Genomic DNA, 24,534 nt, shown 5'->3' on the forward strand with positions numbered 1-24,534 from the left:
CGACATTTATGCTATAGAAACAAAGAGTAAATATATTTTGTATACAAAATAAAAAAGACCTTGTATTTACAAGGCCTTTTGCAAACTCCCTTTATTTTGTAACAAGTACATATTATAATACAAACCTTGCTCACTTAGTAATTCTTGATGTGTTCCTCTTTCTACTATCTCTCCATCATGCATCACAAAAATTTGATCTGCATCTTGAATTGTAGATAACCTATGCGCAATGGCTATCGTCGTTCTACCTTTTCGCATTTGTTGCAACGCTGTTTGAATAGCCTCTTCTGTTTCTGTATCGATATTAGCTGTTGCTTCATCTAATACTAATACTTTCGGATTCGTTGCTATCGTTCTAGCAAAAGCAATTAATTGTCGTTGACCGCTTGAAAATGCTGCACCTCTTTCTACTACTTCTGTTTCATACTGCTCTGGTAACTTTTCAATAAACGTATTCGCTTGCACAAATCGAGCAGCTTCTTTTACTTCTTCATCCGTAATTTCTTCATTATACATACGAATATTTTGCTTTACATTTCCAGCAAATAAAAATGCATCTTGCAATACGAGTCCTATTTTCTTTCTAATTTCTCGTTCTTCAAATTTTTCTAAATCTACACAGTCTATTACAATATTTCCCGACTTAATATTATAAAATCGCATTAACAAATTCATAATCGTACTTTTTCCGCTACCAGTATGCCCAACAAAAGCAACCGTTTGCCCTTGTTTCACGTGAAATGATACATTTTTTAAAACGTCACGCTTTCCATCATATGAAAAAGTAACATTTTTAAATTCAATATCTCCATCGACAACTTGAGGATTCTCATTGCCTTTTTGAACCGGTGCTAAATCTTTCTCGTCCATTAAATGAAATACACGTGATGACGAAACAAGTGCCTGTTGGAAAAAGGACAATTTCATCATCATCTCATTTACAGGTTGGAAGAAACGATGTATATAGTTAACAAAAGCATATAAAACTCCTACTTCAACAGGGCTCTTTAAAGCATCAATCCCAAATAAACCTAGTACTAACGCAATAGCTACAATATGTACTAAATCCGTAGCTGGTCGTAAAAGTAATGCGTCTAACTTCAAAGTACGTCGCCCTGCACTATAATGTTTATTATTCACTTCTTCAAACTCTTTTCTCATACGTTTTTCTTGTCTGAACACTTGAACAATATTCATTCCTTGTATGGACTCGTTCAATTTTGCATTTAACACGCTTAGTTGATTACGTACTTCTAAATAAAAAGCTGCACTTTTCCGGCGATATAATACCATAATCGCGAACATTATCGGAATTAATATGAGAGAAAATAACGCTAATTTTACATCTAATAAAAACATCGCTATTAAAATACCTACTAAAAAGACTACATTTTTCACAAATGTTGATAATACACTGACATAAAAATCTTTAATCGCTTCCGTATCATTCGTTATACGAGATACGAGCGTACCAATTGGCGTACGATCAAAGAAACTTAATGACAGCTTTTGAACATGTTCATATACTTCAACTCGCATATCTTGAACAATCTTAAAAGCAATGTTCTGAAAGTACAATAGATTTAAATACGTAAATAATACTTTTAATAAATGAGCAACTATGTAAATTACAAATAAAGTAACGAGTGCTGATCGTTCAAAATCCCGCGGTACTAGGTGTTCATCAAGGAATTGTTTAATTAAAAAAGGCCCCATCATTTCCGTTACTGTCGCACCAACTAAAAAGATAAATGCTAAAGATAGCAACCCTTTATATGGCTTCATATAAGAAAGCAATCTACTTAAATCACTTCGCTTCTTCTCTACCATCATACGCCTCCTTTCTCGACTAAAGCTTCTAATTGCTGGCTTTCATACATTTCCTTATACCAGCCGTTTTCCTTCATTAATTCCTCATGTGTACCTCTTTGTACAATTCTACCTTCATCAACAACAAGAATAAGATTAGCATGCTGAATTGCACTTAATCGGTGTGCAGTAATAATCGTCGTTTTCCCTGCTCTTTCCCTCTTTAAGGCACTTAAAATTGTCTCTTCTGTTTTTGCATCTACCGCTGATAAACAATCATCCAAAATTAAAATTTCAGCATTTGTTAATAAAGCACGAGCAATAGAGATTCGCTGTTTTTGACCACCAGATAACGAAACGCCTCTTTCCCCTACTACTGTTTCATATCCTTCTGAAAATTGGAGGATATCATTATGAATACAAGCAATCTCTGCAGCTTGGGTAATTTCATTATATGTAGCATCCGCCTTTCCAAAGGCAATATTCTCACCAATACTTGCTGAAAATAAAAAATGATCTTGCGGCACATATGAAATGGCAGAACGGACACCATGAAGTGTTAAATCTCGAATATCTCGCTCCCCAACTTTTAATTCACCATTAAAATGATCATACTCACGGATTAAACATTTTAATAAAGTCGTTTTCCCTGCACCTGTACGTCCTACAACTCCTAGCGTTTCGCCCTTCTTCAAATCAAAGTGAATATCGTTTAAATGTAACAGTTCATTTTTCTTATACGAAAATGAATCAATGGCAAATGAAACATTACCGCTCGCTATCGTATGTACAGCATTTTCTCTATTTACTACATCTGATTTTTGTGAAAGAATTTTTTCTACACGGTCATATGAAGCACGCCCACGCTCCATAATATTGAACAACCATCCAAACGCTAACATTGGCCAAACGAGGGTACCTAAATATGTCGTAAATGTAACGAGATCACCTACTGTTAATTCACCTCTTACAACTAATACCGATCCGTAACATACTGCAATTAAAAAAGAAAATCCAACGATAAGAGCGATTGTCGGATCAAATAACGAATCAATACGTGCAACTAACACATTTTTATGCACAACATCTTCTGATTTTTTTCGAAACGCCTGCAAATCTTCTTTCTCTTGTCCAAGCGATCGAATCACTTTCATTCCACTCATACTCTCTTGCACTTTATCATTAATTTCCGAAAACGATTGCTGTGCTTTATGAAACCTTTTATGTAATAACGTTCCATAATAATTTGTCGAAATGGCTACAATCGGCATCGGAATTAAACTTAACAATGTTAACTTCCAACTAATTGTAAAACCCATCGCTACGAGTACACATCCCCCAACAGCTAATGAATCAACAAGCGTTAAAACACCCGCTCCAGCAGTTTGCTGGATTGCTTGAATATCATTAGTCGCATGTGCCATTAAATCACCTGTTCGATTTGACTGATAGAAAGATGGACTCATCTTTGTAAAATGTTCATATAAATTTTTTCGTAATTGGCGAGCTAATTTTAACGAAGACCCGAAAATCATAATACGCCATATGTAACGCAATATGTACATCGTAATACCTACAATTACTAATAGTACAACCCATTTTAGTAACTTATCGGTCGTCAATGTTTCATCATTAATTTCATCTACAACGATTCCAATTACTTTTGGTGCTACGAGCTCTAAAAGTGCAACGCCAAATAATAAAATAATTCCGGTTATGTACGCTCGTTTTTCTTGTTTAAAAAACCACGCTAAATTCATAAACACTTTCATTTTTTTCCTCCTCCCTTAAAATGAGCGATGTTTTCAGTTTACCAAAAATACAGAATTTTTAAAAGTTTTAAAAACTGTAACTAACAAAAAGAAAGACACTCTTAGTGAGTGTCTTTTAGCGCTTATTTCATTTGTTGCTTGTTCATCGCGCTCATCATTTGATTGATTTTCTTTTGGGAAGGTTTTTGTCCCATTTGCATCATCATCATTTTTAACATTTGTTCGTTAATTGGTGGATTTTTTTGTAAGTAATTCATCATGTATTTGCGGGCAATGAAAAATCCTAACGCCACGCCTGCTACTAGTGCTACTACGCCCACTAGAATACCTAACCAAATTGGCATATATTTTCCTCCTTCATGTTGTCTACCTTACAGTGTACTAAAACCTTTTCAATAAGACAAGATACAATTCGACATTTTTTACACATATGTTCGTACTTGTTTTAGAGGATTCAGCCATCCGTACTTTGTATTTTCATAATCCATAGCTAAAAATGTTAATTCACACTTTCTTAACACCTCAAAGAAAGTCGTTTCCATAGAGACATTTCCAGAGGTATTCATACGAATATAGTGCGGTTTCACCATTATTTCACCGTACTCCGCTCCCGTATAAAGTGTATGTGTATGATGTGTTCTATCATATTTACCAAGAACGCGCAAAGCTTGTTCTAATTTATGATGAATTTTCATTACTTGCAATGGTTTCGTTATATACATCATTTGTTTATATAACACTTTTTTCTCCGAAAGGGACCCAGATTCTGAAAATCGAGCAAATAAATCAAAAAACAAATATTCACGACCAAAATAAGATTTCGCAATATCCTCTTGAATTAAATACAATTCATACGTTTTCATTTTTCCCCTCCCAATCTGGACAACCTTTTCCCTTCATTATATATAAGAAAATTTGCAATGATTGTCTGACTGCGGAGAGATAAAAAACTTTTTCTGTCGAAAAAACTCATTTACATAGAAAAATCTCTCCATGCCGGAGAGATTTTTCTGAAATCATTAAAGCATTTCTTTTACTTTACGAACAACGTTCTCTACAGTAAATCCATACTCTTCCATAATCTTCTCACCAGGAGCAGAAGCACCGAATGTATCGATACCTAACACATCTCCTTCAAGACCTACGTAACGGTGCCATCCGAATGTAGCACCCATTTCGATTGCGAAACGTTTTGTTACTGCTTTTGGTAATACAGATTCTTTGTACTCTGCAGGTTGAGCTTCAAAACGATCCATAGATGGCATGCTGACAACAGCTGCGTCAACGCCGTCCGCTGCTAATGCTTTTTGAGCTTCAACAGCTAGGCTTACTTCAGACCCAGTTGCAAGTAAGATAACATCAGCCGTTTCTTTCTTGCTTGCAGAAACTACATATGCACCTTTTGCTACTTTTTCATACGTATCATCTTTTGCACCTTCTAATGTTGGAAGGTCTTGACGAGTTAATACTAAAGCAGTTGGTTTGTTTGTAGATTCTAAAGCCAGTCTCCAAGCTGCAACAGATTCGTTACCATCAGCTGGACGGATAACAGAAACGTTCGGCATTGCACGAAGCGCTGCTAATTGTTCGACTGGTTCATGTGTTGGACCATCTTCACCAACAGCGATACTGTCATGTGTGAATACATACGTTACTGGCAATTGCATTAATGCTGCAAGGCGAATTGCTGGACGTAAGTAATCAGAGAATACGAAGAACGTACCACCGTAAGTTTTTAAACCGCCATGTAATGCAATACCGTTCATTGCTGCACCCATTGCGAACTCACGTACACCGTACCAAATGTTTTTACCGCTGTAATCGTCTCTTGTAAAGTCTTTTTCGTTATTCATGTATGTTTTGTTAGAACCAGCAAGGTCAGCAGATCCACCGAAGAATGATGGTACAGACTCTGCAATTGCATTAATTACAGCACCAGAAGAATTACGAGTTGCTGCTTTTGATCCTAATTCATAAGTTGGTAAGTTTTGCTCCCAACCTTCTGGAAGTTGACCGTTCATTGCTGCTTGGAATTCGTTTGCTAATTCTGGGTATGCTTGCGCATATTCACCTAGCATAGTGTTCCACTCTGCTTGCGTAGTTTCACCAACATCTTGTACTGTTTTACGGAAGTTGTCGTATACCTCTTCTGCTACGTGGAAGTCTTGTTCAGCAGTCCAAGCATATGCTTCTTTCGTTAATTTTGTTTCTTCTACACCAAGTGGAGAACCATGTGAAGCTGATTTTCCTGATTTGTTTGGAGAACCGAAACCAATTGTCGTTCTTACTTCAATTAGCGTTGGGCGTTTTTCGTCAGCTTTCGCTTCTTCAATTGCTTTCGCGATTGCTTCAATATCGTTTCCATCCTCAACACGGATCACTTGCCATCCGTATGCTTTGTAACGATCTTCTACACTTTCAGAGAATGAACGATTTAAATCGCCATCTAATGAAATATCGTTTGAATCATAAAGCACAACAAGACGACCTAATTGTAAATGAGCAGCTAATGAAGATGCTTCAGCAGAAACGCCCTCCATTAAATCTCCATCACCACAAATAGCGTATGTATAATGATCTACTACATTATACGCATCACGGTTATATTTAGCAGCTAAATGTCTTTCAGCCATTGCCATACCTACAGCAGTTGCAATACCTTGTCCAAGTGGACCAGTCGTTGCATCTACACCAGCTGTATGACCGTACTCAGGATGTCCTGGAGTTTTGCTTCCCCATTGACGGAAGTTCTTTAAGTCATCCATTGTTACATCATAACCAGATAGATGAAGTAGGCTGTATAATAACATTGAACCATGACCTGCAGATAATACGAAACGATCACGGTTAAACCACGTTGGGTTATTTGGATTGTGTTTCATAAATTGAGTCCATAATGTATAAGCCATTGGTGCTGCACCCATTGGCATTCCTGGGTGACCAGAGTTTGCTTTTTCAATCGCATCGATGGATAATGTGCGAATCGTGTTGATAGAAAGTTGTTCGATTGAATGTGACATGCTATTCTTCCCTTCGCTTATATTAGTAAACGTTTTATACATTTATATGATAGCTTCCCACGCAAGATTATACAACATGTATCGACAAATATGTTGATATTTTTTTGATTTTTTATAAAAAAATCAATGTTTCCGGGAATGTATGGGCATTCAATATGACATACTTTTTCATTATTTTTATTTTAAAAAGAAAGAGAATTATCTGTATATTTATACAAATTTCTTCTATACTTACGTTTTTAAATACGTTTTTAAAAATATAAAAAGCATCTAACTTCGATGCTTTTCAAATAAGTTAAACAATCCGTTTGCGAATCGAACTTGAAATCAAATCAATTATAATTACCATTAAAATAATACCTAATAAAATAATCCCAACACGAGACCAATTCCGTGAACTCAGCGCAAAAATTAAAGGTGTACCAATCCCTCCTGCTCCGATAACCCCTAAAATCGCAGCGGATCGTACATTAATTTCAAATCTGTATAACGTATACGATAGAAAGTCTGGTAACACTTGTGGTAACACTGCATACCAAAGTATTTGAAAACGGTTTGCTCCTGTTGCTAGTAACGCTTCCGTCGGTCCTTTATCTATGTTTTCAATTCCTTCTGAATATAGTTTTCCTAACATTCCAATAGAATGTAATCCTAAGGCTAATACTCCTGCAAAAGAGCCTGGACCAACAGCTTTTATAAATAAAAGAGCCATAACTAATTCAGGAAACGTACGAACAAAACTAAGTACAAATTTTCCAGATCCTGAAGTTAATTTTCCACTACTCATATTCGTTGCCGCCCAAAAGGCAAACGGAACAGATAAAAATGCAGAAATAAATGTACCTAATATCGCAATTGCCAACGTATCAATTAATACATGCAATAAATCTTCACCATCTGGCAAAGATACATACGACCAGTCTGGATTCAATACCCCTGTCATAATTACTTTCGTGATTTCACCTGCTGTGTCCTTTATCCCTTCTAATGGTACTCCTGAAAAGGCCCAAACATAAACAAATGTAATTGCTATAAAAATAACCCAGCGATATACACTCAGTTTCTTCGGTTTTGGCACAATCATCGTCGTTCTATTCATTATAGTTTCTCCCGCAACAATGTACTAATGTAGTCAATTAACAAAACAACAATAAGGGTATAAATAATTATAGAAGCAGTTTGTTGATATTGTAAAAATCCAAGTGTACGATCATAATATAGTCCAATACCACCTGCTCCTACTAAACCTAGGACAGCCGCTGCACGTACATTCACCTCAAATGTATATAGTACATAGGAAACAAAGTGTGCTTTTACTTGTGGAATGACTCCATAAACAATCCATTGCACCTTAGTAGCCCCTACAGCTGTCATCGCTTCTAGTGGGCCAGGGTCAATTGATTCAATTGATTCATACAACAATTTCGCTACAAGTCCAATTGAAAAAAAAGTAAGAGCCAAAATACCTGGAAGTGGCCCAATTCCAAAAATCGCTACGAAAATAGCCGCCAATAATAAATCTGGTATCGTTCGTATAAAATTTAAAATCATTCGAGCTGGACTATATAAAAATGTGTTAGTAAACACATTACTTGCTGCAAACAATGCAAGTGGAATAGCTAAAATCGCTCCTAAGGTCGTCCCAATAATCGCCATACGTATTGTATCTAACATCGCTGTTGTAATAACTTGAAAATAACTCCAATCAGGTGGCACCATTTCTTTCAATAGATCTACCATATTTGGAAAACCGTCTACCAGTTTTGAAAATGATGCATCTACTTGTACACTACTACTCCACAGCATTAAAATAACTAAAATAAACGTTAACATATGTTTCAATTTACTCGGCGGCTTCGGTATTTCATTTGAATATATCGTCATGTCATTCATTTTACTGCCACCTCTAATAATTCGCTTTTCTGAGCAACGTCCCCATAAATTTCAGCAAATTTTTCATCCGTTGCTTCTTCTACTAAACCGTCAAAAACAATTTCTCCTGCATGTAATCCGATAATGCGTGTCGCATATTGTCTAGCCAAATCAATAGAATGTAAATTTACAATTGTCGTGATTCCAAAATCTTCATTAATTTTTTTCAAATCATCTAGCACTTGCTTTGTCGTAAGTGGATCTAACGATGCAACAGGCTCATCTGCCAATATGATTTTTGCTTCTTGCGCCAATGCTCTAGCTATCGATACACGTTGCTGTTGTCCTCCTGATAATTCATCAGCACGTGCATATGCTTTTTCTAAAATATTCACTCTTTTTAATGCTTGAAATGCGAGCTCCACATCTTCTTTCGGAAACAAACCTAACGTTGTACGTAGTGTGGAATGATATCCAACACGACCAGCTAATACATTTTTTAATACTGTTGATCGCTTTACAAGGTTAAAACTTTGGAAGATCATACCGATATCCCGGCGCATACGCCTTAATCCTTTTCCTTTCGCAGAAGTAATAGACTCACCTTCAATAATGATTTCTCCTTCGGTAATCTCATGAAGACGATTTACGGATCTGAGAAGTGTAGATTTTCCGGCTCCGGATAATCCGACCATTACAATAAACTCACCTTTTTGAATCTTTAAATTTATATTATTCAATCCCTTTGTGCCATTCGGATACATTTTGGAAACATTTCGAAACTCTATCACACATCTTACCTACTTTCAATGTATTATCAATAACTAAAAAACGGCAAACTAACTGAAATCTCACACCTTCCAGCTAGCCGCCATTTCACTATGTATTATTGCGTCTTCACTGTCTTTCCATATTCACGAACAATATCAAATTTACTATCATCAGATTTAATATATCCTTCATGGGAATATACTTCTTTAATGATTTTACGGCCTTCCTCATTTTTTCCAATTTCAATGAAAGCATCTTGTAATTTCTTACTCCACTCTGCATCTAAATCCGAGCGTACAGAAATTGTATCGTTCGGAATTTTCTCAGTAAATTTCACTATTTTCGTTTGATCAAATATATTCGGATAATCTTTTTTTACAATATTACGAGCATCTTGGAATACAACAGCTGCATCTACATCACCATTTAAAAGTGCAATAAGTGACTGATCATGGCCTTTTAATGTAACAGGTTTCACATCCTTTAGCGGATTAATTCCCTCTTTTAATAGAACAGCTGCAGGCCATACATATCCTGCTGATGATGTTACATCTTGATAACCAATTTTTTTACCTTTTAAATCTTTTACACTATTTATATTAGAGTCTTTTTTAACAACAAACTCAGATTTATAATAGTCTACTAAATCTTTTGTAGGAGCTCCTGTTTCATCCTCTACTCCAAAACGTTGTGCTTGCAAAATTACATTAGCAGCCTTCTTTTCATGTGCTAACACGTACGCTGTTGGCGGTAAAAACCCTACATCTACTTGTTTAGATGCCATCGCTTCTACAATTGTATTGTAGTTAGTTGAAATACTAACTTTTACCGGAATATTTAATTTATCGCTTAATAGCTTTTCCAATGGTTTTGCCTTCGCCTCTAGCGTATCCGCATTTTGAGAAGGAACAAATTGAACATTTAAGGTCTTTGGTACATAACCTTTTTTCGTATCTTCATTTTTACTTGCACTTGATTCTTTCGCTCCGCAGCCACTTAATAATCCCGCCGCTAGTACAACTGTTGTACTCATTGCAAAAACTTTTTTCAACATATTATTGCCTCCATTTTTCTTGTTATGAAATAAGCTTCCGTAAACATGAAGAAATATATCACATATTTTGATGCACAATTTGTTATTTACAGAATCTTTACACATTCTATACATTCACATCAAAATTCACTTCACATATTTGATATGATGAATTGGAAGATAACAATAGAAAAGGTGAGTCATATTGGAACAAAATCAAACTGTAACTTTAAACATCTTATTAACAAGCGATATACATGGCACTGTTTATCCCATTTACTACCAAGATAACTCCCCGGCAGAACTTGGTTTAGCTAAAATTTCTACTCTTATAAAAAAAGAACGTTCCCAAAATACAAACGTTCTTTTAATTGATAATGGTGACTTCATTCAAGGAACACCATTTACTTATCATTATGTTACATACGAAAAAAACAAAAAAAACCCAATGTCCTTATTAGCGAATTACCTACAGTATGATGCTGCAGTTATCGGCAATCATGAATTTAATTACGGGATGGACATATTAAATAATGCTGTGACTACTGCGAACTTCCCGTACCTATCAGCAAACATTTTAGATAAAAACATAAAGAAACCCTATTTCGGAAAACCTTATATAATCAAACAGATTGAATCAAATATAAAAATTGCTATTTTAGGGGTAACAACACATTACATCCCAAATTGGGAACAGGCCCATCATATTAAAGATTTACTATTTGAAGATGCATTAGAGACTACAAAAAAATGGGTTTCTTATATTCACGAACACGAGAAACCAGATTTATTAGTCGTAGCCTATCACGGTGGATTTGAAAGTGATTTACAAACCGGGGAACCGACTGAAGTGTTAACAGGTGAAAACCAAGGATATGCAATGTGCCAGGAAATTGAAGGCATAGATCTTTTACTAACAGGTCATCAACACCGAGACATTTCTCACACAATGGCTAACGGTGTAACAATTTTACAGACCGGATGCAATGGACACTCAGTTGGAAAAGTAAAAGTAACATTCGAAAAAATGAAACATAAATGGGTGAAAAAAGAGAGTTCTTCTGAATTATTATCTGTACAAGGGGTTGCAGCGGACCAAGATGTACTTTCATTGGTAGCCGATTACGAAGAGAAAACACAAAAGTGGCTTGATCAACCTATTGGAATTATTGAGGGGGACATGCAAATTTCAGATGCTATGCAAACTCGTTTGCATGATCATCCTTTTATCGAGTTCATAAATAAAATACAGATGGATATAGCTAATGTATCAATTTCTTGTACAAGTTTGTTCCATAATACATCTCCAGGCTTCCCAGAACATGTAACAATGCGTGACATCGTTTCTAATTATATTTATCCAAACACATTAAAAGTAATTAGAATAACTGGAGCAGATATAAAAGATGCTCTTGAACTCTCTGCTTCTTATTTCACATTAAAAACAGATGGATCCATCATCGTAAGCCCTACCTACATAGAACCAAAGCCACAACATTATAATTATGATATGTGGGAAGGGATTTCATATGTATTAAACATTTCAAAACCAATTGGTGAAAGAGTAGAATCTTTACAGCATAAAAGTGCTCCTCTTAATATGAATGACGAATATGACGTTGTAATGAATAATTATCGTGCAAGTGGCGGGGGAAATTTCTTTATGTTTCAAAACAAACCGATAGTAAAAGATATACCCACTGATATGTCTGAACTTATCGCTAATTATATATTGGAACATAGAACGATAGAAGCAACCGTTAATAACAACTGGAAAGTTATTAAATAAGGATTTTTACAAATAAAAAAGATGGGCTTCGCCCATCTTTTAATTTAATTTTGCATTATCTTGCTTTTTTAAAGCTTTTAATTTCGTCGGTGTAACATCTGTACCTTCTTCGTTAACAACTTTAATACCTTTAAGTTCGTTTAACATATTTTGACGAAATCCTTTTAAATATTGTTCACGTAGCGATTGACGCTCACGTTGCTCTTCTTCAGTTAAACCTTCAGCTTTTGCTTTTTTCGCTAAGAAGTTAATGCGTTCAACGAGTTCGTGATTAATCATCTCGAATCCCCCTTCTAATCAAAACTGATTATTATCATACAATAGTTACTCTTCTTTATCAAGCAATTGCTTCGTATACTCTACATATCTACGATGTACAGTCGCCTTTGAAACATTATGACCAAATCCACGTAGTGTTGCTGCAATTTCTTCAAACGTGAGTTCACTTTTTCGCAAACGTACAATTTCCTCAATTGGCACTTCTTTTTTCTCTCTTCCTACACTTAAATGACGATTTTTTAAATTATTTTCTGGACGATAACCTTTTTCTACTGCACGTTGCATACCTCGTTTAATTTTCAAGTTATGAATCTTCCTTTGATATTCTTCAACAATACCAATAATATCTAATACCATCGAATCAGAATCCGACAATTGTAATTCACCATTATGTGTATGTGTATATACTTTTATGCCTTCTTTATGTAAACAATGCATTAATGCAATCTTCGCATTCCCTCTACCAAGGCGCGTTTCATCTTGTATAAGTAACACATCAATTTGTTCGTCCCGAATTGTATCTAACACCTCTAATATACCGTCACGTTCAATTGTATACCCACTAGCCTGCTCTTCAATCACCTTAGTAACATTCATTTGATAGCGCTCAGCTAAATGCAATAATTCATCTTTTTGACGTAATAATGATGTTTCTTGCGCTTCTTTCGTTGTACTCACACGTGCATAAATAATTGCATTCATTTTGAACCCCTCTTTCTCCCTATCATTTCCCTATAGTGTAACATAAATCTGCCATTTGTTCGAACTTATGTTTGTAGAATGTTTTTTCACATGTTATACTTATTAATAAGAAAAATGAAAGAAAACGAGGTGTTAGAAAACATGGAAAAGTTAACGAAACGCCAGCAAGACATTCTCGACTTTATTAAGCTAAAAGTACAAGAAAAAGGATATCCACCTTCCGTACGTGAAATTGGTCAAGCAGTCGGCCTCGCTTCTAGTTCTACAGTGCACGGACATTTATCACGATTAGAAGAAAAAGGATACATTCGACGCGATCCAACAAAACCACGTGCCATTGAAATTTTAGGCGAAGACCGAATGGATACGGAAACACAATCTGTTATTCAAGTTCCAATTGTCGGAAAAGTTACTGCTGGTTTACCAATTACAGCGGTCGAAAGCGTAGAGGAACATTTCCCACTTCCAGCTAGCATTGTTTCCGGAGCAGACCAAGTGTTCATGTTACGTATTTCTGGAGATAGTATGATTGAAGCTGGTATTTTCGATGGAGATTTAGTTGTTGTTCGCCAACAACAGTCTGCATATAATGGTGAAATTGTAGTCGCTTTAACAGAAGATAACGAAGCAACTGTTAAACGTTTCTATAAAGAAAAAGACCATTTCCGTCTACAACCAGAAAACTCTTCATTAGAACCTATCATTTTAAAACAAGTGTCAGTTATCGGGAAAGTAATTGGCGTATATCGTGATTTACATTAAAAATAACAAAAAGAAGATAATTACCTTATTTATATACGGTAATTATCTTCTTTTTGTATTTTGATAGATTTCCATGCACTCTATTTCTTATTAACGAGTTTCAATCGTGACATCTCCAGCAGCCGTTTTACCGCTAATCTTTTTACTACCATTTCCAATTGTTACGTTATTATTTTCTTCATTAAAAATTGTTACATCTCCGGCAGCACTTTGCCCAGTAATTACCGCATCTTGTGGTTTTTCCGATAAAGTAATATCTATATCTCCCGCAGTTGAACTTGCTTCTAGATTATACTTAGAATCATGATCTTGAATATTTATTTCCCCACTTGTTGTTTTTGCGGTCACTTTCCCTATTACTTTTTTAAAGTTCACCTCACCAGCTTTTGTAGATCCCTCCACATTCTTAGACGTTACTTGTTTCAGCTCTACTTCTCCAGCAAGTGTTCTAACACTTACACTATCACTTTTCACATCACTCATTTCGATTTGTCCAGCAGATGAATTTACTTTTACATCTTGATAAGAGCGTTCGGGCACAAGGAGAGTCAATTTAGACGTTTGGAACCTAAAATCGTAAAAAGAAAAATCAAATGAAGCACCTTTTTCTCTTTCCCCAATAATTTTTAATGTGTCACCATCTTCTGCAATACGAATTACTTGTTTACGTACATCTCCTGATTGCTTTACATAAAAAGAAGAGTCAGGAGATTTTTGGATAACAATATCTCCGGCATCTAACTTAACTTCTATATTTTTTAATGTTTCGTTTTTAATTACATCTTCTTTATCGCCTTTTTCAGCAGTTTGTACTGCTTTTTCATATGTTTGGGAAATTCCTATTACTCCAATAATGATACAAGCGATAGCGATTAAAAATAGTTTTTTCATCATTTACTCTCCTTTTATCATTTTGAAGTTCCATATTACGTATCGTACACACAATCTCTTAAACCACTTTGTACTATAAAAAGCGATAATACATAACAACAAACCTACTCCAACAAACGTTATACTAACGAAAAGATCCAACCATATAAAAGTACCCATAAATACTTTTCCAATAACGAAAAATGGTGTTACTACACTAGCAATACCACCAATCCAAAAAGAAAATATAAAAGCAATAATTGCGACTAACGGGCCTAACACAATAATAAAATTAAACAAACTAAGTCCAATCGCTGCCATAACAGCTCTTGTCACATTTGAAGTCGATGGATTTTTTTTCATTTCATCGAAGCGATACATCGCAAGTAATTCTTTTGCGATTACTTTCGGAGAACCAAGGCCCTGTATTATTTCTGATTCAGTTTTCCCCTCTTCTAGTCCAAACTGAAAGTGCTCTTCATAATCCAATAAAATATCTTGCCTCTCTTCCTCTGGTAACTTTCTAAGATAACTTGATAATTCTTTAAGAAACCCTTCTTTACTCATCCCATTCCACCCCTTCAATAATTTCTTGTACCCCTTTCGCAAAATCACGCCATTCTGTTACTAACAAATGAAATTGCGTCTCCCCTTGCTCTGTTAATTGATAATATTTACGAGGTGGCCCTTCCGTAGATTCCTTTAAATACGTTTGAAAATACCCTTCTTTCGTCAAACGACGTAACAAAGGGTATACTGACCCTTCCGATATTAAAAATTTATTAGAGATTTGCTGAACAAGTTCATAACCGTAACTATCTTTACGTTTTACAAGTGCTAATACACAAAGTTCAAGCACACCTTTTTTAAACTGAACGTTCAAGCGCCATCCTCCTTCCCTATCTCAGTACTGTTCAATACACGGTACCTGATTTATCCATAATATACCACTTAGTATTATTTATTGCAAGATACTAAGCTATATTTATTCCCTAAATTTAGAAAGCGAACTAACGAATCCCTGAATAAGACTGTGTTATAACTGAGCATCATTACGTTAATATCATTGAGTAATAATCTGATTCACAAGCCACAAACTTATAGCCTTGCAGATGAGGACATAAAAATCATCGCTCGCGTTGTACAAGGCAGTAAAGAATTATTAAGTTATAGCACAAGTGATTAAAAAAGATAAGATCAATTCTTTTGAAAAGATTTTCTTAGTAACATGATTCAAAATAACCAAAAACAATCCATTATCTAGTAGTTAACATATCCAATAACTTCACTAAAAAAGCCCTGATACCGTAGTATCAAGGCTTTTTCATTTCACAAATTATATAAAACTTACATTTATCTGATAATGTTTTTCTATGATATCACTACTTGTTATTAATTGTTGGCTTTTATGTGGCTGTTTTTCATTTTGCAACCATATAAAATTGTAATAATAGGGAATTAAAAAACCCTTGATACGAGTTGTATCAAGGGTTCAAGCCTCTTAGTATAGAGACATATATTGATCGCGTTCCCATTGGTGAACTTGTGTTCTAAAGATATCCCACTCAATCTCTTTCGCTTCGATGAAGTGCTCAAGTAAGTGTTCTCCTAGTGCACCGCATACTACTTCATTAGATTGTAATGTAACTAACGCTTGCGCTAATGTTGCTGGTAAGTCAACGATACCTGCTTCTTCGCGCTCTTCTTTTGTCATTACATAGATGTTACGGTCTACTGCAGCTGGTGGAGTTAATTTGTTTTTAATTCCATCAAGACCTGCAGCTAATAATGTAGCCATTACTAAATATGGGTTTGCAGCTGGGTCAACACTACGTACTTCTACGCGTGTACTAATACCACGAGATGCAGGGATACGTACTAACGGGCTACGGTTTTGTGCAGACCACGCTACGTAACAAGGCGCTTCATATCCAGGTACTAGACGTTTGTATGAGTTTACAGTTGGGTTTGCTATCGCTGTAAATGCTGGTGCATGTTTTAAAATACCTGCGATGAAGTGACGAGCATCATCACTTAATTGTAAGTCACCGTTTGCATCAAAGAATACGTTCTCACCATTTTTAAATAATGATAAGTTACAGTGCATACCTGAACCGTTCACACCGTATAGTGGTTTTGGCATAAACGTTGCGTGTAAACCATGTTTACGAGCAATTGTTTTTACAACAAGTTTGAATGTTTGAATGTCATCACATGAGCGAATTGCATTTGCATATTTAAAGTCAATTTCGTGCTGTCCTGGAGCAACCTCATGGTGAGATGCTTCAATTTCAAATCCCATTTCTTCAAGTTCAAGAACGATATCACGACGACAGTTTTCCCCTAGATCCATCGGCGCAAGGTCGAAGTATCCACCGTTATCGTTTAATTCTAATGTTGGATTTCCTTTTTCATCAACCTTAAATAGGAAGAATTCTGGCTCTGGTCCAAGATTGAAGTCTGAAAATCCTAAAGCTTCCATTTCTTTTAACACACGTTTTAAGTTGTTACGTGGGTCTCCATCAAATGGAGTGCCATCTGCATTGTAAATATCACAGATTAGTCGAGCTACTTTACCTTTTTCAGCTGTCCAAGGGAAAATTACCCAAGTGTCTAAATCAGGATATAAATACATATCAGATTCTTCAATACGTACGAAACCTTCAATCGAAGATCCATCAAACATCATTTTGTTATCAAGAGCTTTCGTTAATTGTCTCACTGGAATCTCTACGTTTTTAATTACCCCTAAAAGGTCCGTAAATTGTAAACGGATATACTTTACATTCTCTTCTTTCGCCAAACGGAAAATATCTTCTTTTGTGTATCTAGACATTATAAATTCCTCCTTAGTCCCTCTAATCGCCTTCAGAATCAGTTATCTTTAGTGAAAAAATCTTGAAATGTCACCTTGTCGCAATGAAGTTCGATTGAATCTACCTGTATGTTGTAGTTCATCTCGAAGTATTTTGCGAAGCTCAGTTTTTGAAATTTCTTTTGTTTCTTCTTTTACTTTCACTGCTTCTGTTTGATTTTCTTTCATTAGTAACACTTGCTTAATACCAGCCATATTCAAGCCTTGATCTAACAAATCTTTAATCTCTAACAACTTATCTACATCGTTAAATGAAAATAATCTACGATTCCCCTTTGTACGGGTTGGAGAAACAAGATTATGCTCTTCATAGTAGCGAATTTGACGTGCAGACAATTGTGTTAAATCCATAACAATACCAATTGGAAACAGCGGGGCAGAACGTCTATCTTCTTTCATTTTTCAGTTCCTCCTTCGCCTTAACTGCTTCTCATTTTATAACATGTTATGTTTAGTGTCAATAGATGTTAGCTTTTCTTACATGATTTTTTTATAAATTTTTTCATTCTTTTTTCTAATCGCATAAATCGTTACTTTTATACGAAAAAAGCTGCCGATATCGACAGCTCCCCTTTAAGAAATTGTTAATAAATTCTTTTCAATCAATTCATCAATCGCAGAACAAATCGCAATTTTAACATGCGAATACGTTAATCCACCTTGCACATATGCAACATACGGTGGTCTAATCGGACCATCAGCAGACAATTCAATACTTGCACCTTGAATAAACGTTCCCGCCGCCATAATTACATCATCTTCATAACCTGGCATATAGTTTGCATACGGAGTAAAATGCGAATTAATTGGAGATGCATATTGAATCGCTTGGCAGAAGGCAATCATACGGTCTTTATCATCAAATTGAACAGATTGAATTAAGTCTGTTCTTGGTGCATTCCACGCTGGTGACGTGTTCATTCCTAACTTTTCTAAAAACGCAGCTGTAAAAATTGCACCTTTCAGCGCTTGTCCTGCAACATGTGGCGCTAAGAAGAACCCTTGATACATTTCTTGCAGACTGTATAAAGACGCTCCAGCTTCCGCACCAATTCCCGGAGATGTTAAACGATATGCACACGCTTCAACATACTGTTCTTTACCGACAATGTAACCACCAGTTTTTACAATTCCCCCGCCTGGGTTTTTAATAAGCGAACCCGCCATTAAATCTGCACCAACATGACACGGCTCTTGCTCTTCAATAAACTCACCATAACAGTTATCTACAAACACAACAACATCAGGTTTAATTTCTTTAACAAACGCGATCATCTCTTTAATTTGAGAAATAGTAAACGATGGACGAGTAGCATAACCTTTCGAACGCTGAATACCGATCATTTTCGTATTACTATGAATCGCTGCTGCAACAGCTTCAAAATCAACAAGCCCACCTTCAGTTAGCGGAACTGCATTGTAACCAATATTATATTCTTTAAATGAACCTACACCTTTCCCACGCACGCCAACGATTTCCTCTAACGTATCATACGGTTTTCCAGTGATGTACAATAACTCATCTCCTGGACGTAAAATACCGAATAACGCTGTAGAAATAGCGTGAGTACCTGAAATAATTTGCGGACGAACAAGTCCAGCTTCCGCTCCAAACACATCAGCATACACTTTTTCTAACGAATCACGGCCAATATCATCATAACCATAACCTGTCGTCGGGATAAAATGCGAGTCACTAATTTTATGTTTACGAAAACTTTCTAATACACGAAACTGATTACTTTCAATTACTTCATCCGCACGTTTATGTACTTCTGTAATCTGACTCTCTACTTCTTTTACGATTGGAGCAATTTTTTCTCCATTTTTCAAACGATCAAACATTTTTATTTTCTCCTTCTTCCACTAAAAATCTCTTTAATTGCACATTAAGCGATGAATGAGTAAAAATATACCCTGCACAATCATATACAAATTTATCTTCCAGAAACTCCATCTTTGCTAATAGCGTTTCCGTCTTTAAAAGCGTTAATAACTTACCTTCACTCGGAGGGATTTCTACTCGATAACGATCCATTTCTTTCTTCATTTTCATTTCTATCGCTTCTTTTATACGCAATAAATCACTTTCTTCAAAAGCACTAGTCATTAAGAAATCACTTTTCGGAAACGGAATAAAGTTTTGATGTAATTCATCTTTTTTATTATATAACGTAATAATAGGAATATGATTAATTTCAAGTTCTGATAATAATCGTTTTACTGTTCTTTCATGCCCTATGTAGTTAGGATCCGCAGAATCAACTACATGTAAAATAACATCTGCTTCCCCCGCTTCTTCCAGTGTTGAACGAAAAGCAGCAATTAATGAAGTGGGTAAATCTTGTATAAAACCAACAGTATCAGTTAGTAATACTGTATAACCAGAAGGTAACGGCATCTTCCTCGTCGTTGGGTCTAGTGTTGCAAACAGAAGGTTTTCTTCAAACGTATTAGCTTCCGTTAATCTATTAAACAGTGTCGATTTCCCTGCATTTGTATAGCCTATTAATGAAACTTGAAATACTTTATTGTCTTTTCTTCTCTCACGATATCTTTTTCGGTGTTCCACAACAACTGCAAGTTGTTTCTTTATTTCATCAATACGCGATCGAATATGACGACGATCCGTCTCAAGTTTCGTCTCACCCGGTCCTCTCGTTCCAATACCACCACCAAGACGTGATAAGGACAACCCTTGACCCATAAGACGTGGCATTGTATATTGCAACTGAGCTAATTCTACTTGAAGCTTACCTTCCCTCGACTTCGCACGTTGCGCAAAAATATCTAGTATTAGTTGCGTTCGATCAATTACTCTCGCATCTAATACTGAGGATAAATTCCGAATTTGACTCGGCGTTAATTCATTATTAAATACAATAACATCCGGCTCTAATTCTTCAGTTAGCATTGTAAGCTCTTCTAATTTCCCTTTACCTATGTAAGTTGCCGGATGAAACTTTGGTCGTTTTTGCGTTGTTGAAACTAACACTTCCGCTCTCGCAGTCTTAGCTAGTGATGCAAGCTCTTTCATGGAATGCATAAATTTTTCATCATCATCTTGCGGCAATTGACAGCCTACTAATATGACTTTTTCTTTTTCTTCCATCAAATATGTTCACTCATCCTTTTCGAAATTTAAACCTTCTAATATAATAGCAGAGGAAGCACATTTCATCTAGTTAGCGGGGGAGAAAATTCATGGCATGGGAGATTTTTAGCATCATAGGCACAATCGCTTTCGCACTAAGCGGAGCCATTGTTGCAATGGAAGAGGATTATGATATTTTCGGGGTGTATATTTTAGGAATGGCAACCGCATTTGGGGGAGGTGCCCTTCGTAATTTATTAATCGGTTATCCGATTGTCGCGTTTTGGCAACAAGACATGTTATTCCAAATCGCACTTTTATCAATGACTATTATTTTTCTTTTTCCAAATAAGTTAATTAGACATTGGAAAAAGTGGGAAAATATCACTGACGCTATCGGCTTATCAGCATTTGCTGTACAAGGAGCATTATATGCTCAAAAATTAAATTTACCAATTAGCGCCACAATCGTGGCAGCTGTTTTAACTGGTATCGGCGGCGGTATCATTCGCGACCTTTTAGCCCGCAGAAAACCTCTCGTTCTTCGAGCTGAAGTATATGCCTTTTGGACAATTTTAGCAGGTTTCTTAATTGGCGCTCAAATTATTGTTAGCGATTGGGCTCTTTACATTTTATTCATTTTAATTGTTTGCTTCCGCATGGTTTCTATTCATTACAAATGGCATTTACCGCACAGACGTATCGAAACGAAAGAACGTTCAATGCATAAATAGCAATCTAACCTCTTTACATATCGTAAAGAGGTTTTTCTTTTCTAACGATTTTTTCTTTATATAATGTTTATACTAATTTTTAAAGTGAGGTGAATACAAATGACAAACCACGTTAATAAAGGAGCTCAAAAAAGTTCAGTAAACCAATTTGGACACGACCCTAATTCAGCACACGAAAAGAGCGCTAAAATGGAACGCTTCCATAAAGCGCACCAAGAAAAAGCAAAAAAAGAGTAAACGAACTTATACACAAAAATAGACGCACAGTTTATGTACTGTGCGTCTCCTCTTCGAGCATCAAATCCATACTCGATATTCCAATTAAATCATTTTTATCATACGTATCTTCTTGCAACAACCGCATCGCCTGTGTACGAATTGATTTTTCAACAATATTCCGTACATACCGCCCATTACTAAACGATGTAATTTGCGACGAATACTTCACCGCATGTAAATGATCCCTAAATTTCCATTCAGCTTCTTTTGATAACTGATATTCACGATCTTCATACATTCTCTTTCCAATTTCCAATAGCTGATTTACCGAGTAATCCGCAAATTCAATAATAAATGGAAAACGAGATTGCAGCCCTGGATTTAATGAAAGAAAGTGATTCATCTCTCTTGAATATCCAGCTAAAATCAATACAAAACCATGTTGTTTATCTTCCATATGTTTTACAAGCGTATCAATTGCTTCTTTTCCAAAGTCCTTCTCTCCTCCTCGAGCTAAAGAATAAGCCTCATCAATAAACAAAATACCTCCCATTGCTTTTTTTATTAAGTCTCTTGTTTTTTGAGCTGTATGGCCGATATACTCTCCTACAAGATCAGCACGTTCAGCTTCAACCAAGTGGCCTTTCGATAGAATATTCATCTCAAACAGCAATTTCCCTATCATTCTAGCAACAGTTGTCTTCCCTGTACCCGGATTCCCTTTAAACAACATATGAAGTACTTGCTTCTCAGACTTCAATCCCTTCTCTTGTCTTTTTTTATTCACATAAATCCAAGCATATATTTCTTTTATTATCTTTTTTATATCATCCATCCCAACAAGCTTCCCCATCTCTTCTTCAATTCTCTGCAGCATTTCATGTTTAATTGTAGTTTCATTTGAAATTACCGTTTTATTTTCTGTGGCTGGCAAAGAAATTTTCTTTCGATGGTTTAACACAATATTAATTTGATTGTTGTTTTTCTTTCGCATCGATTGTTCCATACAATCACCTCATTTTATCCCGCTATTTGCGGGCAGTAAGACTCCCACCTCGACATTCAGCAAACGCTTGGTATTTAAGCGGGAGATAACCGCCCGTAAATGCCCGATTGGTTCAACTAATAATCGCAGAGGATGAACAAAATCCCCACTGATTATAGTTTCACTTTATCCACTCACCAAATATTATTATTCCTGTCCCCCTTGTAAATGCCTATTTTCAGAAAAGTTTGCTATAATATAAGAAATAATTAAGGTGGTGGGACTATGGAGACAACGGAATTCCATGATACAATACAAGCCTTTTCTATTTTTTTATTGAATAAAGGCCGAAAACCCTCAACTATTAAACGTTATGTTTATGACGTTGAAGACTTCGGACATTGGTTAGAAAAAAACAAAAAGCTCCCTTCCAGTAATATATGGGCTACACTTTGTACAAAAGACTACGAAGATTACTTTTCCGATTTAAAAACGAATCGACATTACTCAGAAAAAACGATGCATCGTGTATTTACTGTATTAAATAGAATGCATCACTTTCTAAACATTCCCAATCCATTGAAGAATATGGAAATATCTATTCAACCAGACCGTACACTTCGTAACGAAGATTTCATTTCACCTGATGAAGAAAAAAGATTAAAGTATATAGTCACTTCATTAGAAGGACTTTCAGAAAAACAACTTCCTGTGCGCCCTTTATTAATGGATCGCAATATTGCTATTTTAAATCTATTGATCGACTACGGTTTATCCTTACAGGAACTTACAGCATTAACAATGCATCACGTTCACTTTGAAACTAACACATTGTCAATCCCAGCAACCGCAGGTGTAGAAAGAACAATTACATTAGCAAAAGAAGACAAAAAACAACTATATAATTATTACAAAAGTATCCCAGAACCAGTTCGCCCTAAGTATCATAGTGATGATTCATTGTTTGTCGCATTTGATTTTAACCGCGGAACATACAGGTGGGTATATGAAAATGATGCACCAAAGGCATTAACGGAAATTGCTATACAAAAAATGATTCGCCTCGAAGTGGCTAGAGCCAATTTACGTAAAGGAATTTCAGGACAACATTTTCGTAACACCTATATTTTAAACTTAATAAAAAAAGAAACTCCTGAATCAGAAATTATAAAACTCGCTGGATTCAAATCAAAAATTTCATTAAAGCGATATTATCAATACGCAGAAAATAGAAAAAACGCCTTATTGTAAGGCGTTTTTTCTATTTTTTCTTTAAACAAACGATTTTACTATGACCATTTAACTAATTTCTGCATCTACTATGATGAGTTTCGTTCACATTTTCATGAGAAAGGAGAGATTTAATGTCTCGTTATAACGACAGTCAAAACAAATTCTCCAAACCATGCTTTCCAAGTAGCGCCGGACGAATCCCAAATACTCCATCAATCCCAATTACTAAAGCTCAACTTAGAACATTTCGTGCGATTATTATTGATTTAACAAAAATAATCCCAAAACTTTTCGCAAATCCATCTCCCCAAAACATTGAAGATCTAATCGATACATTGAACCTACTAAGTAAATTTATTTGTTCACTAGACGCTACTTCCTCCCTGAAAGCACAAGGGTTAGCTATTATTAAAAACTTAATAACTATATTAAGAAATCCAACCTTTGTAGCAAGCGCTGTATTTATTGAGCTTCAAAATCTCATTAACTATTTACTATACATTACAAAATTATTCCGAATTGACCCTTGCACACTTCAAGAGCTTCTTAAATTAATAGCAGCATTACAAACTGCTCTAGTTAATTCTGCTTCGTTCATTCAAGGACCTACCGGACCTACTGGGCCTACTGGACCAGCAGGCGCTACTGGTGCCACTGGACCTCGAGGTAACACGGGCGCTACTGGACCTCAGGGACCTCAAGGTAACACAGGCGC

Annotated in this window: 25 protein-coding genes; 6 read left to right on the forward strand and 19 right to left on the reverse strand. The window is 35.8% G+C overall.

Annotated elements, in window-relative coordinates; translation table 11 throughout:
• Positions 1-66: 66 nt before the first annotated feature.
• The 9 genes from CN409_RS22760 to CN409_RS22800 form a co-directional block, all read right to left on the reverse strand.
• Positions 67-1,830 carry an ABC transporter ATP-binding protein gene (locus tag CN409_RS22760; protein ID WP_000229515.1) on the reverse strand — a complete coding sequence of 588 codons (1,764 nt, stop codon included), beginning with the start codon at positions 1,828-1,830 and terminating at the stop codon, positions 67-69.
• A complete protein-coding gene (locus tag CN409_RS22765; RefSeq protein WP_000862447.1) occupies positions 1,830-3,581 on the reverse strand; it encodes an ABC transporter ATP-binding protein in 1,752 nt (583 codons plus the stop codon). The genes CN409_RS22760 and CN409_RS22765 overlap by 1 nt, the downstream gene beginning before the upstream one ends.
• A gap of 122 nt (positions 3,582-3,703) precedes the next feature.
• A complete protein-coding gene (locus CN409_RS22770) occupies positions 3,704-3,925 on the reverse strand; it encodes a YneF family protein (RefSeq protein ID WP_001123317.1) in 222 nt (73 codons plus the stop codon).
• A 78-nt stretch (positions 3,926-4,003) separates the two neighbouring features.
• A complete protein-coding gene (sirA, locus tag CN409_RS22775; RefSeq protein ID WP_000860652.1) occupies positions 4,004-4,444 on the reverse strand; it encodes a sporulation inhibitor of replication protein SirA in 441 nt (146 codons plus the stop codon).
• A gap of 156 nt (positions 4,445-4,600) precedes the next feature.
• Positions 4,601-6,601 (reverse strand): transketolase, encoded by a 2,001-nt coding sequence (gene tkt, locus CN409_RS22780; protein WP_000019774.1) that lies wholly within the window; start codon positions 6,599-6,601, stop codon positions 4,601-4,603.
• A 295-nt stretch (positions 6,602-6,896) separates the two neighbouring features.
• On the reverse strand, positions 6,897-7,700 hold the full coding sequence (gene phnE / locus CN409_RS22785) for a phosphonate ABC transporter, permease protein PhnE (RefSeq protein WP_097981081.1): 804 nt from the start codon (positions 7,698-7,700) through the stop codon (positions 6,897-6,899).
• Positions 7,700-8,494, reverse strand: coding sequence for a phosphonate ABC transporter, permease protein PhnE (gene phnE, locus CN409_RS22790; RefSeq protein ID WP_016077368.1), 795 nt, complete (start codon positions 8,492-8,494; stop codon positions 7,700-7,702). The genes phnE (CN409_RS22785) and phnE (CN409_RS22790) overlap by 1 nt, the downstream gene beginning before the upstream one ends.
• A complete protein-coding gene (gene phnC / locus CN409_RS22795; RefSeq protein WP_000569232.1) occupies positions 8,491-9,264 on the reverse strand; it encodes a phosphonate ABC transporter ATP-binding protein in 774 nt (257 codons plus the stop codon). The genes phnE (CN409_RS22790) and phnC overlap by 4 nt, the downstream gene beginning before the upstream one ends.
• Before the next feature lie 95 nt (positions 9,265-9,359).
• Positions 9,360-10,298, reverse strand: coding sequence for a phosphate/phosphite/phosphonate ABC transporter substrate-binding protein (locus CN409_RS22800; RefSeq protein WP_097981083.1), 939 nt, complete (start codon positions 10,296-10,298; stop codon positions 9,360-9,362).
• A 184-nt stretch (positions 10,299-10,482) separates the two neighbouring features.
• On the opposite strand from CN409_RS22800, the gene CN409_RS22805 reads away from it, so the two are divergent.
• Positions 10,483-12,066: a bifunctional metallophosphatase/5'-nucleotidase gene (locus tag CN409_RS22805; RefSeq protein WP_000437463.1), complete on the forward strand. Its 1,584-nt coding sequence runs from the start codon at positions 10,483-10,485 to the stop codon at positions 12,064-12,066.
• Between the two features lie 39 nt (positions 12,067-12,105).
• On the opposite strand, the gene CN409_RS22810 is transcribed toward CN409_RS22805, so the two are convergent.
• Both CN409_RS22810 and CN409_RS22815 read right to left on the reverse strand, forming a co-directional pair.
• Positions 12,106-12,345 (reverse strand): DUF896 domain-containing protein, encoded by a 240-nt coding sequence (locus CN409_RS22810; protein WP_000607015.1) that lies wholly within the window; start codon positions 12,343-12,345, stop codon positions 12,106-12,108.
• A 45-nt stretch (positions 12,346-12,390) separates the two neighbouring features.
• Positions 12,391-13,047, reverse strand: a complete 657-nt coding sequence (locus tag CN409_RS22815; protein ID WP_000991471.1) for a YneB family resolvase-like protein — start codon at positions 13,045-13,047, stop codon at positions 12,391-12,393.
• A 141-nt stretch (positions 13,048-13,188) separates the two neighbouring features.
• Here CN409_RS22815 and lexA point away from each other — a divergent pair, with 141 nt between their 5' ends.
• Complete coding sequence (gene lexA / locus CN409_RS22820; protein ID WP_000413739.1) at positions 13,189-13,809, forward strand: transcriptional repressor LexA; 621 nt, start codon at positions 13,189-13,191, stop codon at positions 13,807-13,809.
• A 90-nt stretch (positions 13,810-13,899) separates the two neighbouring features.
• Here lexA and CN409_RS22825 read toward each other — a convergent pair whose 3' ends face one another.
• From CN409_RS22825 to hflX, 7 genes are all read right to left on the reverse strand, one after another.
• Entirely contained in the window at positions 13,900-14,703 is an 804-nt protein-coding gene (locus tag CN409_RS22825; protein WP_000976234.1) for a DUF4097 family beta strand repeat-containing protein, read from the reverse strand.
• The gene (locus CN409_RS22830; protein WP_000031383.1) at positions 14,704-15,246 is read right to left on the reverse strand and encodes a DUF1700 domain-containing protein; all 543 of its coding nucleotides are present in this window, start codon (positions 15,244-15,246) and stop codon (positions 14,704-14,706) included. It lies immediately after the preceding gene.
• Positions 15,239-15,562 carry a PadR family transcriptional regulator gene (locus CN409_RS22835; RefSeq protein WP_001102628.1) on the reverse strand — a complete coding sequence of 108 codons (324 nt, stop codon included), beginning with the start codon at positions 15,560-15,562 and terminating at the stop codon, positions 15,239-15,241. Before CN409_RS22835 ends, CN409_RS22830 begins: the two co-directional genes overlap by 8 nt.
• Before the next feature lie 618 nt (positions 15,563-16,180).
• Entirely contained in the window at positions 16,181-17,515 is a 1,335-nt protein-coding gene (gene glnA / locus CN409_RS22840) for a type I glutamate--ammonia ligase (protein WP_000092763.1), read from the reverse strand.
• Positions 17,516-17,563: 48 nt separating this feature from the next.
• Positions 17,564-17,953: a transcriptional repressor GlnR gene (glnR, locus tag CN409_RS22845; RefSeq protein WP_000656783.1), complete on the reverse strand. Its 390-nt coding sequence runs from the start codon at positions 17,951-17,953 to the stop codon at positions 17,564-17,566.
• Between the two features lie 174 nt (positions 17,954-18,127).
• Complete coding sequence (locus CN409_RS22850; RefSeq protein ID WP_000460287.1) at positions 18,128-19,399, reverse strand: methionine gamma-lyase family protein; 1,272 nt, start codon at positions 19,397-19,399, stop codon at positions 18,128-18,130.
• Positions 19,392-20,666, reverse strand: coding sequence for a GTPase HflX (gene hflX, locus CN409_RS22855; RefSeq protein WP_000391414.1), 1,275 nt, complete (start codon positions 20,664-20,666; stop codon positions 19,392-19,394). Before hflX ends, CN409_RS22850 begins: the two co-directional genes overlap by 8 nt.
• Before the next feature lie 92 nt (positions 20,667-20,758).
• Here hflX and CN409_RS22860 point away from each other — a divergent pair, with 92 nt between their 5' ends.
• On the forward strand, positions 20,759-21,382 hold the full coding sequence (locus tag CN409_RS22860) for a trimeric intracellular cation channel family protein (protein ID WP_000312267.1): 624 nt from the start codon (positions 20,759-20,761) through the stop codon (positions 21,380-21,382).
• A gap of 99 nt (positions 21,383-21,481) precedes the next feature.
• Positions 21,482-21,619, forward strand: coding sequence for a hypothetical protein (locus CN409_RS31980; RefSeq protein ID WP_000181505.1), 138 nt, complete (start codon positions 21,482-21,484; stop codon positions 21,617-21,619).
• A gap of 31 nt (positions 21,620-21,650) precedes the next feature.
• Here CN409_RS31980 and spoVK read toward each other — a convergent pair whose 3' ends face one another.
• The gene (spoVK, locus tag CN409_RS22865) at positions 21,651-22,607 is read right to left on the reverse strand and encodes a stage V sporulation protein K (protein WP_000438196.1); all 957 of its coding nucleotides are present in this window, start codon (positions 22,605-22,607) and stop codon (positions 21,651-21,653) included.
• Positions 22,608-22,871: 264 nt separating this feature from the next.
• Here spoVK and CN409_RS22870 point away from each other — a divergent pair, with 264 nt between their 5' ends.
• The gene (locus CN409_RS22870) at positions 22,872-23,837 is read left to right on the forward strand and encodes a tyrosine-type recombinase/integrase (protein WP_000450330.1); all 966 of its coding nucleotides are present in this window, start codon (positions 22,872-22,874) and stop codon (positions 23,835-23,837) included.
• 113 nt (positions 23,838-23,950) lie between these two features.
• Positions 23,951-24,534 (forward strand): collagen-like repeat preface domain-containing protein (locus CN409_RS22875; RefSeq protein ID WP_141442453.1); only part of this gene is annotated, 584 nt, incomplete at its 3' end.

Origin of the sequence: Bacillus sp. AFS012607, from assembly GCF_002558005.1 — a bacterium.
Lineage (GTDB): Bacteria > Bacillota > Bacilli > Bacillales > Bacillaceae_G > Bacillus_A > Bacillus_A thuringiensis_S.

What these genes read in the sequence shown, in the direction of transcription:
- CN409_RS22765 (WP_000862447.1), bottom strand. Translation starts at nt 3,581, where the DNA reads ATGAAAGTGTTTATGAATTTAGCGTGGTTTTTTAAACAAGAAAAACGA.
- phnE (WP_016077368.1), bottom strand. Translation starts at nt 8,494, where the DNA reads ATGAATGACATGACGATATATTCAAATGAAATACCGAAGCCGCCGAGT.
- hflX (WP_000391414.1), bottom strand. Translation starts at nt 20,666, where the DNA reads ATGGAAGAAAAAGAAAAAGTCATATTAGTAGGCTGTCAATTGCCGCAA.
- CN409_RS22760 (WP_000229515.1), bottom strand. Translation starts at nt 1,830, where the DNA reads ATGGTAGAGAAGAAGCGAAGTGATTTAAGTAGATTGCTTTCTTATATG.
- CN409_RS31980 (WP_000181505.1), top strand. Translation starts at nt 21,482, where the DNA reads ATGACAAACCACGTTAATAAAGGAGCTCAAAAAAGTTCAGTAAACCAA.
- CN409_RS22770 (WP_001123317.1), bottom strand. Translation starts at nt 3,925, where the DNA reads ATGCCAATTTGGTTAGGTATTCTAGTGGGCGTAGTAGCACTAGTAGCA.
- lexA (WP_000413739.1), top strand. Translation starts at nt 13,189, where the DNA reads ATGGAAAAGTTAACGAAACGCCAGCAAGACATTCTCGACTTTATTAAG.
- CN409_RS22810 (WP_000607015.1), bottom strand. Translation starts at nt 12,345, where the DNA reads ATGATTAATCACGAACTCGTTGAACGCATTAACTTCTTAGCGAAAAAA.
- CN409_RS22825 (WP_000976234.1), bottom strand. Translation starts at nt 14,703, where the DNA reads ATGATGAAAAAACTATTTTTAATCGCTATCGCTTGTATCATTATTGGA.
- CN409_RS22830 (WP_000031383.1), bottom strand. Translation starts at nt 15,246, where the DNA reads ATGAGTAAAGAAGGGTTTCTTAAAGAATTATCAAGTTATCTTAGAAAG.
- phnE (WP_097981081.1), bottom strand. Translation starts at nt 7,700, where the DNA reads ATGAATAGAACGACGATGATTGTGCCAAAACCGAAGAAACTGAGTGTA.
- glnR (WP_000656783.1), bottom strand. Translation starts at nt 17,953, where the DNA reads ATGAAAGAAGATAGACGTTCTGCCCCGCTGTTTCCAATTGGTATTGTT.
- CN409_RS22860 (WP_000312267.1), top strand. Translation starts at nt 20,759, where the DNA reads ATGGCATGGGAGATTTTTAGCATCATAGGCACAATCGCTTTCGCACTA.
- CN409_RS22800 (WP_097981083.1), bottom strand. Translation starts at nt 10,298, where the DNA reads ATGTTGAAAAAAGTTTTTGCAATGAGTACAACAGTTGTACTAGCGGCG.
- glnA (WP_000092763.1), bottom strand. Translation starts at nt 17,515, where the DNA reads ATGTCTAGATACACAAAAGAAGATATTTTCCGTTTGGCGAAAGAAGAG.
- CN409_RS22870 (WP_000450330.1), top strand. Translation starts at nt 22,872, where the DNA reads ATGGAGACAACGGAATTCCATGATACAATACAAGCCTTTTCTATTTTT.
- CN409_RS22815 (WP_000991471.1), bottom strand. Translation starts at nt 13,047, where the DNA reads ATGAATGCAATTATTTATGCACGTGTGAGTACAACGAAAGAAGCGCAA.
- tkt (WP_000019774.1), bottom strand. Translation starts at nt 6,601, where the DNA reads ATGTCACATTCAATCGAACAACTTTCTATCAACACGATTCGCACATTA.
- sirA (WP_000860652.1), bottom strand. Translation starts at nt 4,444, where the DNA reads ATGAAAACGTATGAATTGTATTTAATTCAAGAGGATATTGCGAAATCT.
- CN409_RS22850 (WP_000460287.1), bottom strand. Translation starts at nt 19,399, where the DNA reads ATGTTTGATCGTTTGAAAAATGGAGAAAAAATTGCTCCAATCGTAAAA.
- spoVK (WP_000438196.1), bottom strand. Translation starts at nt 22,607, where the DNA reads ATGGAACAATCGATGCGAAAGAAAAACAACAATCAAATTAATATTGTG.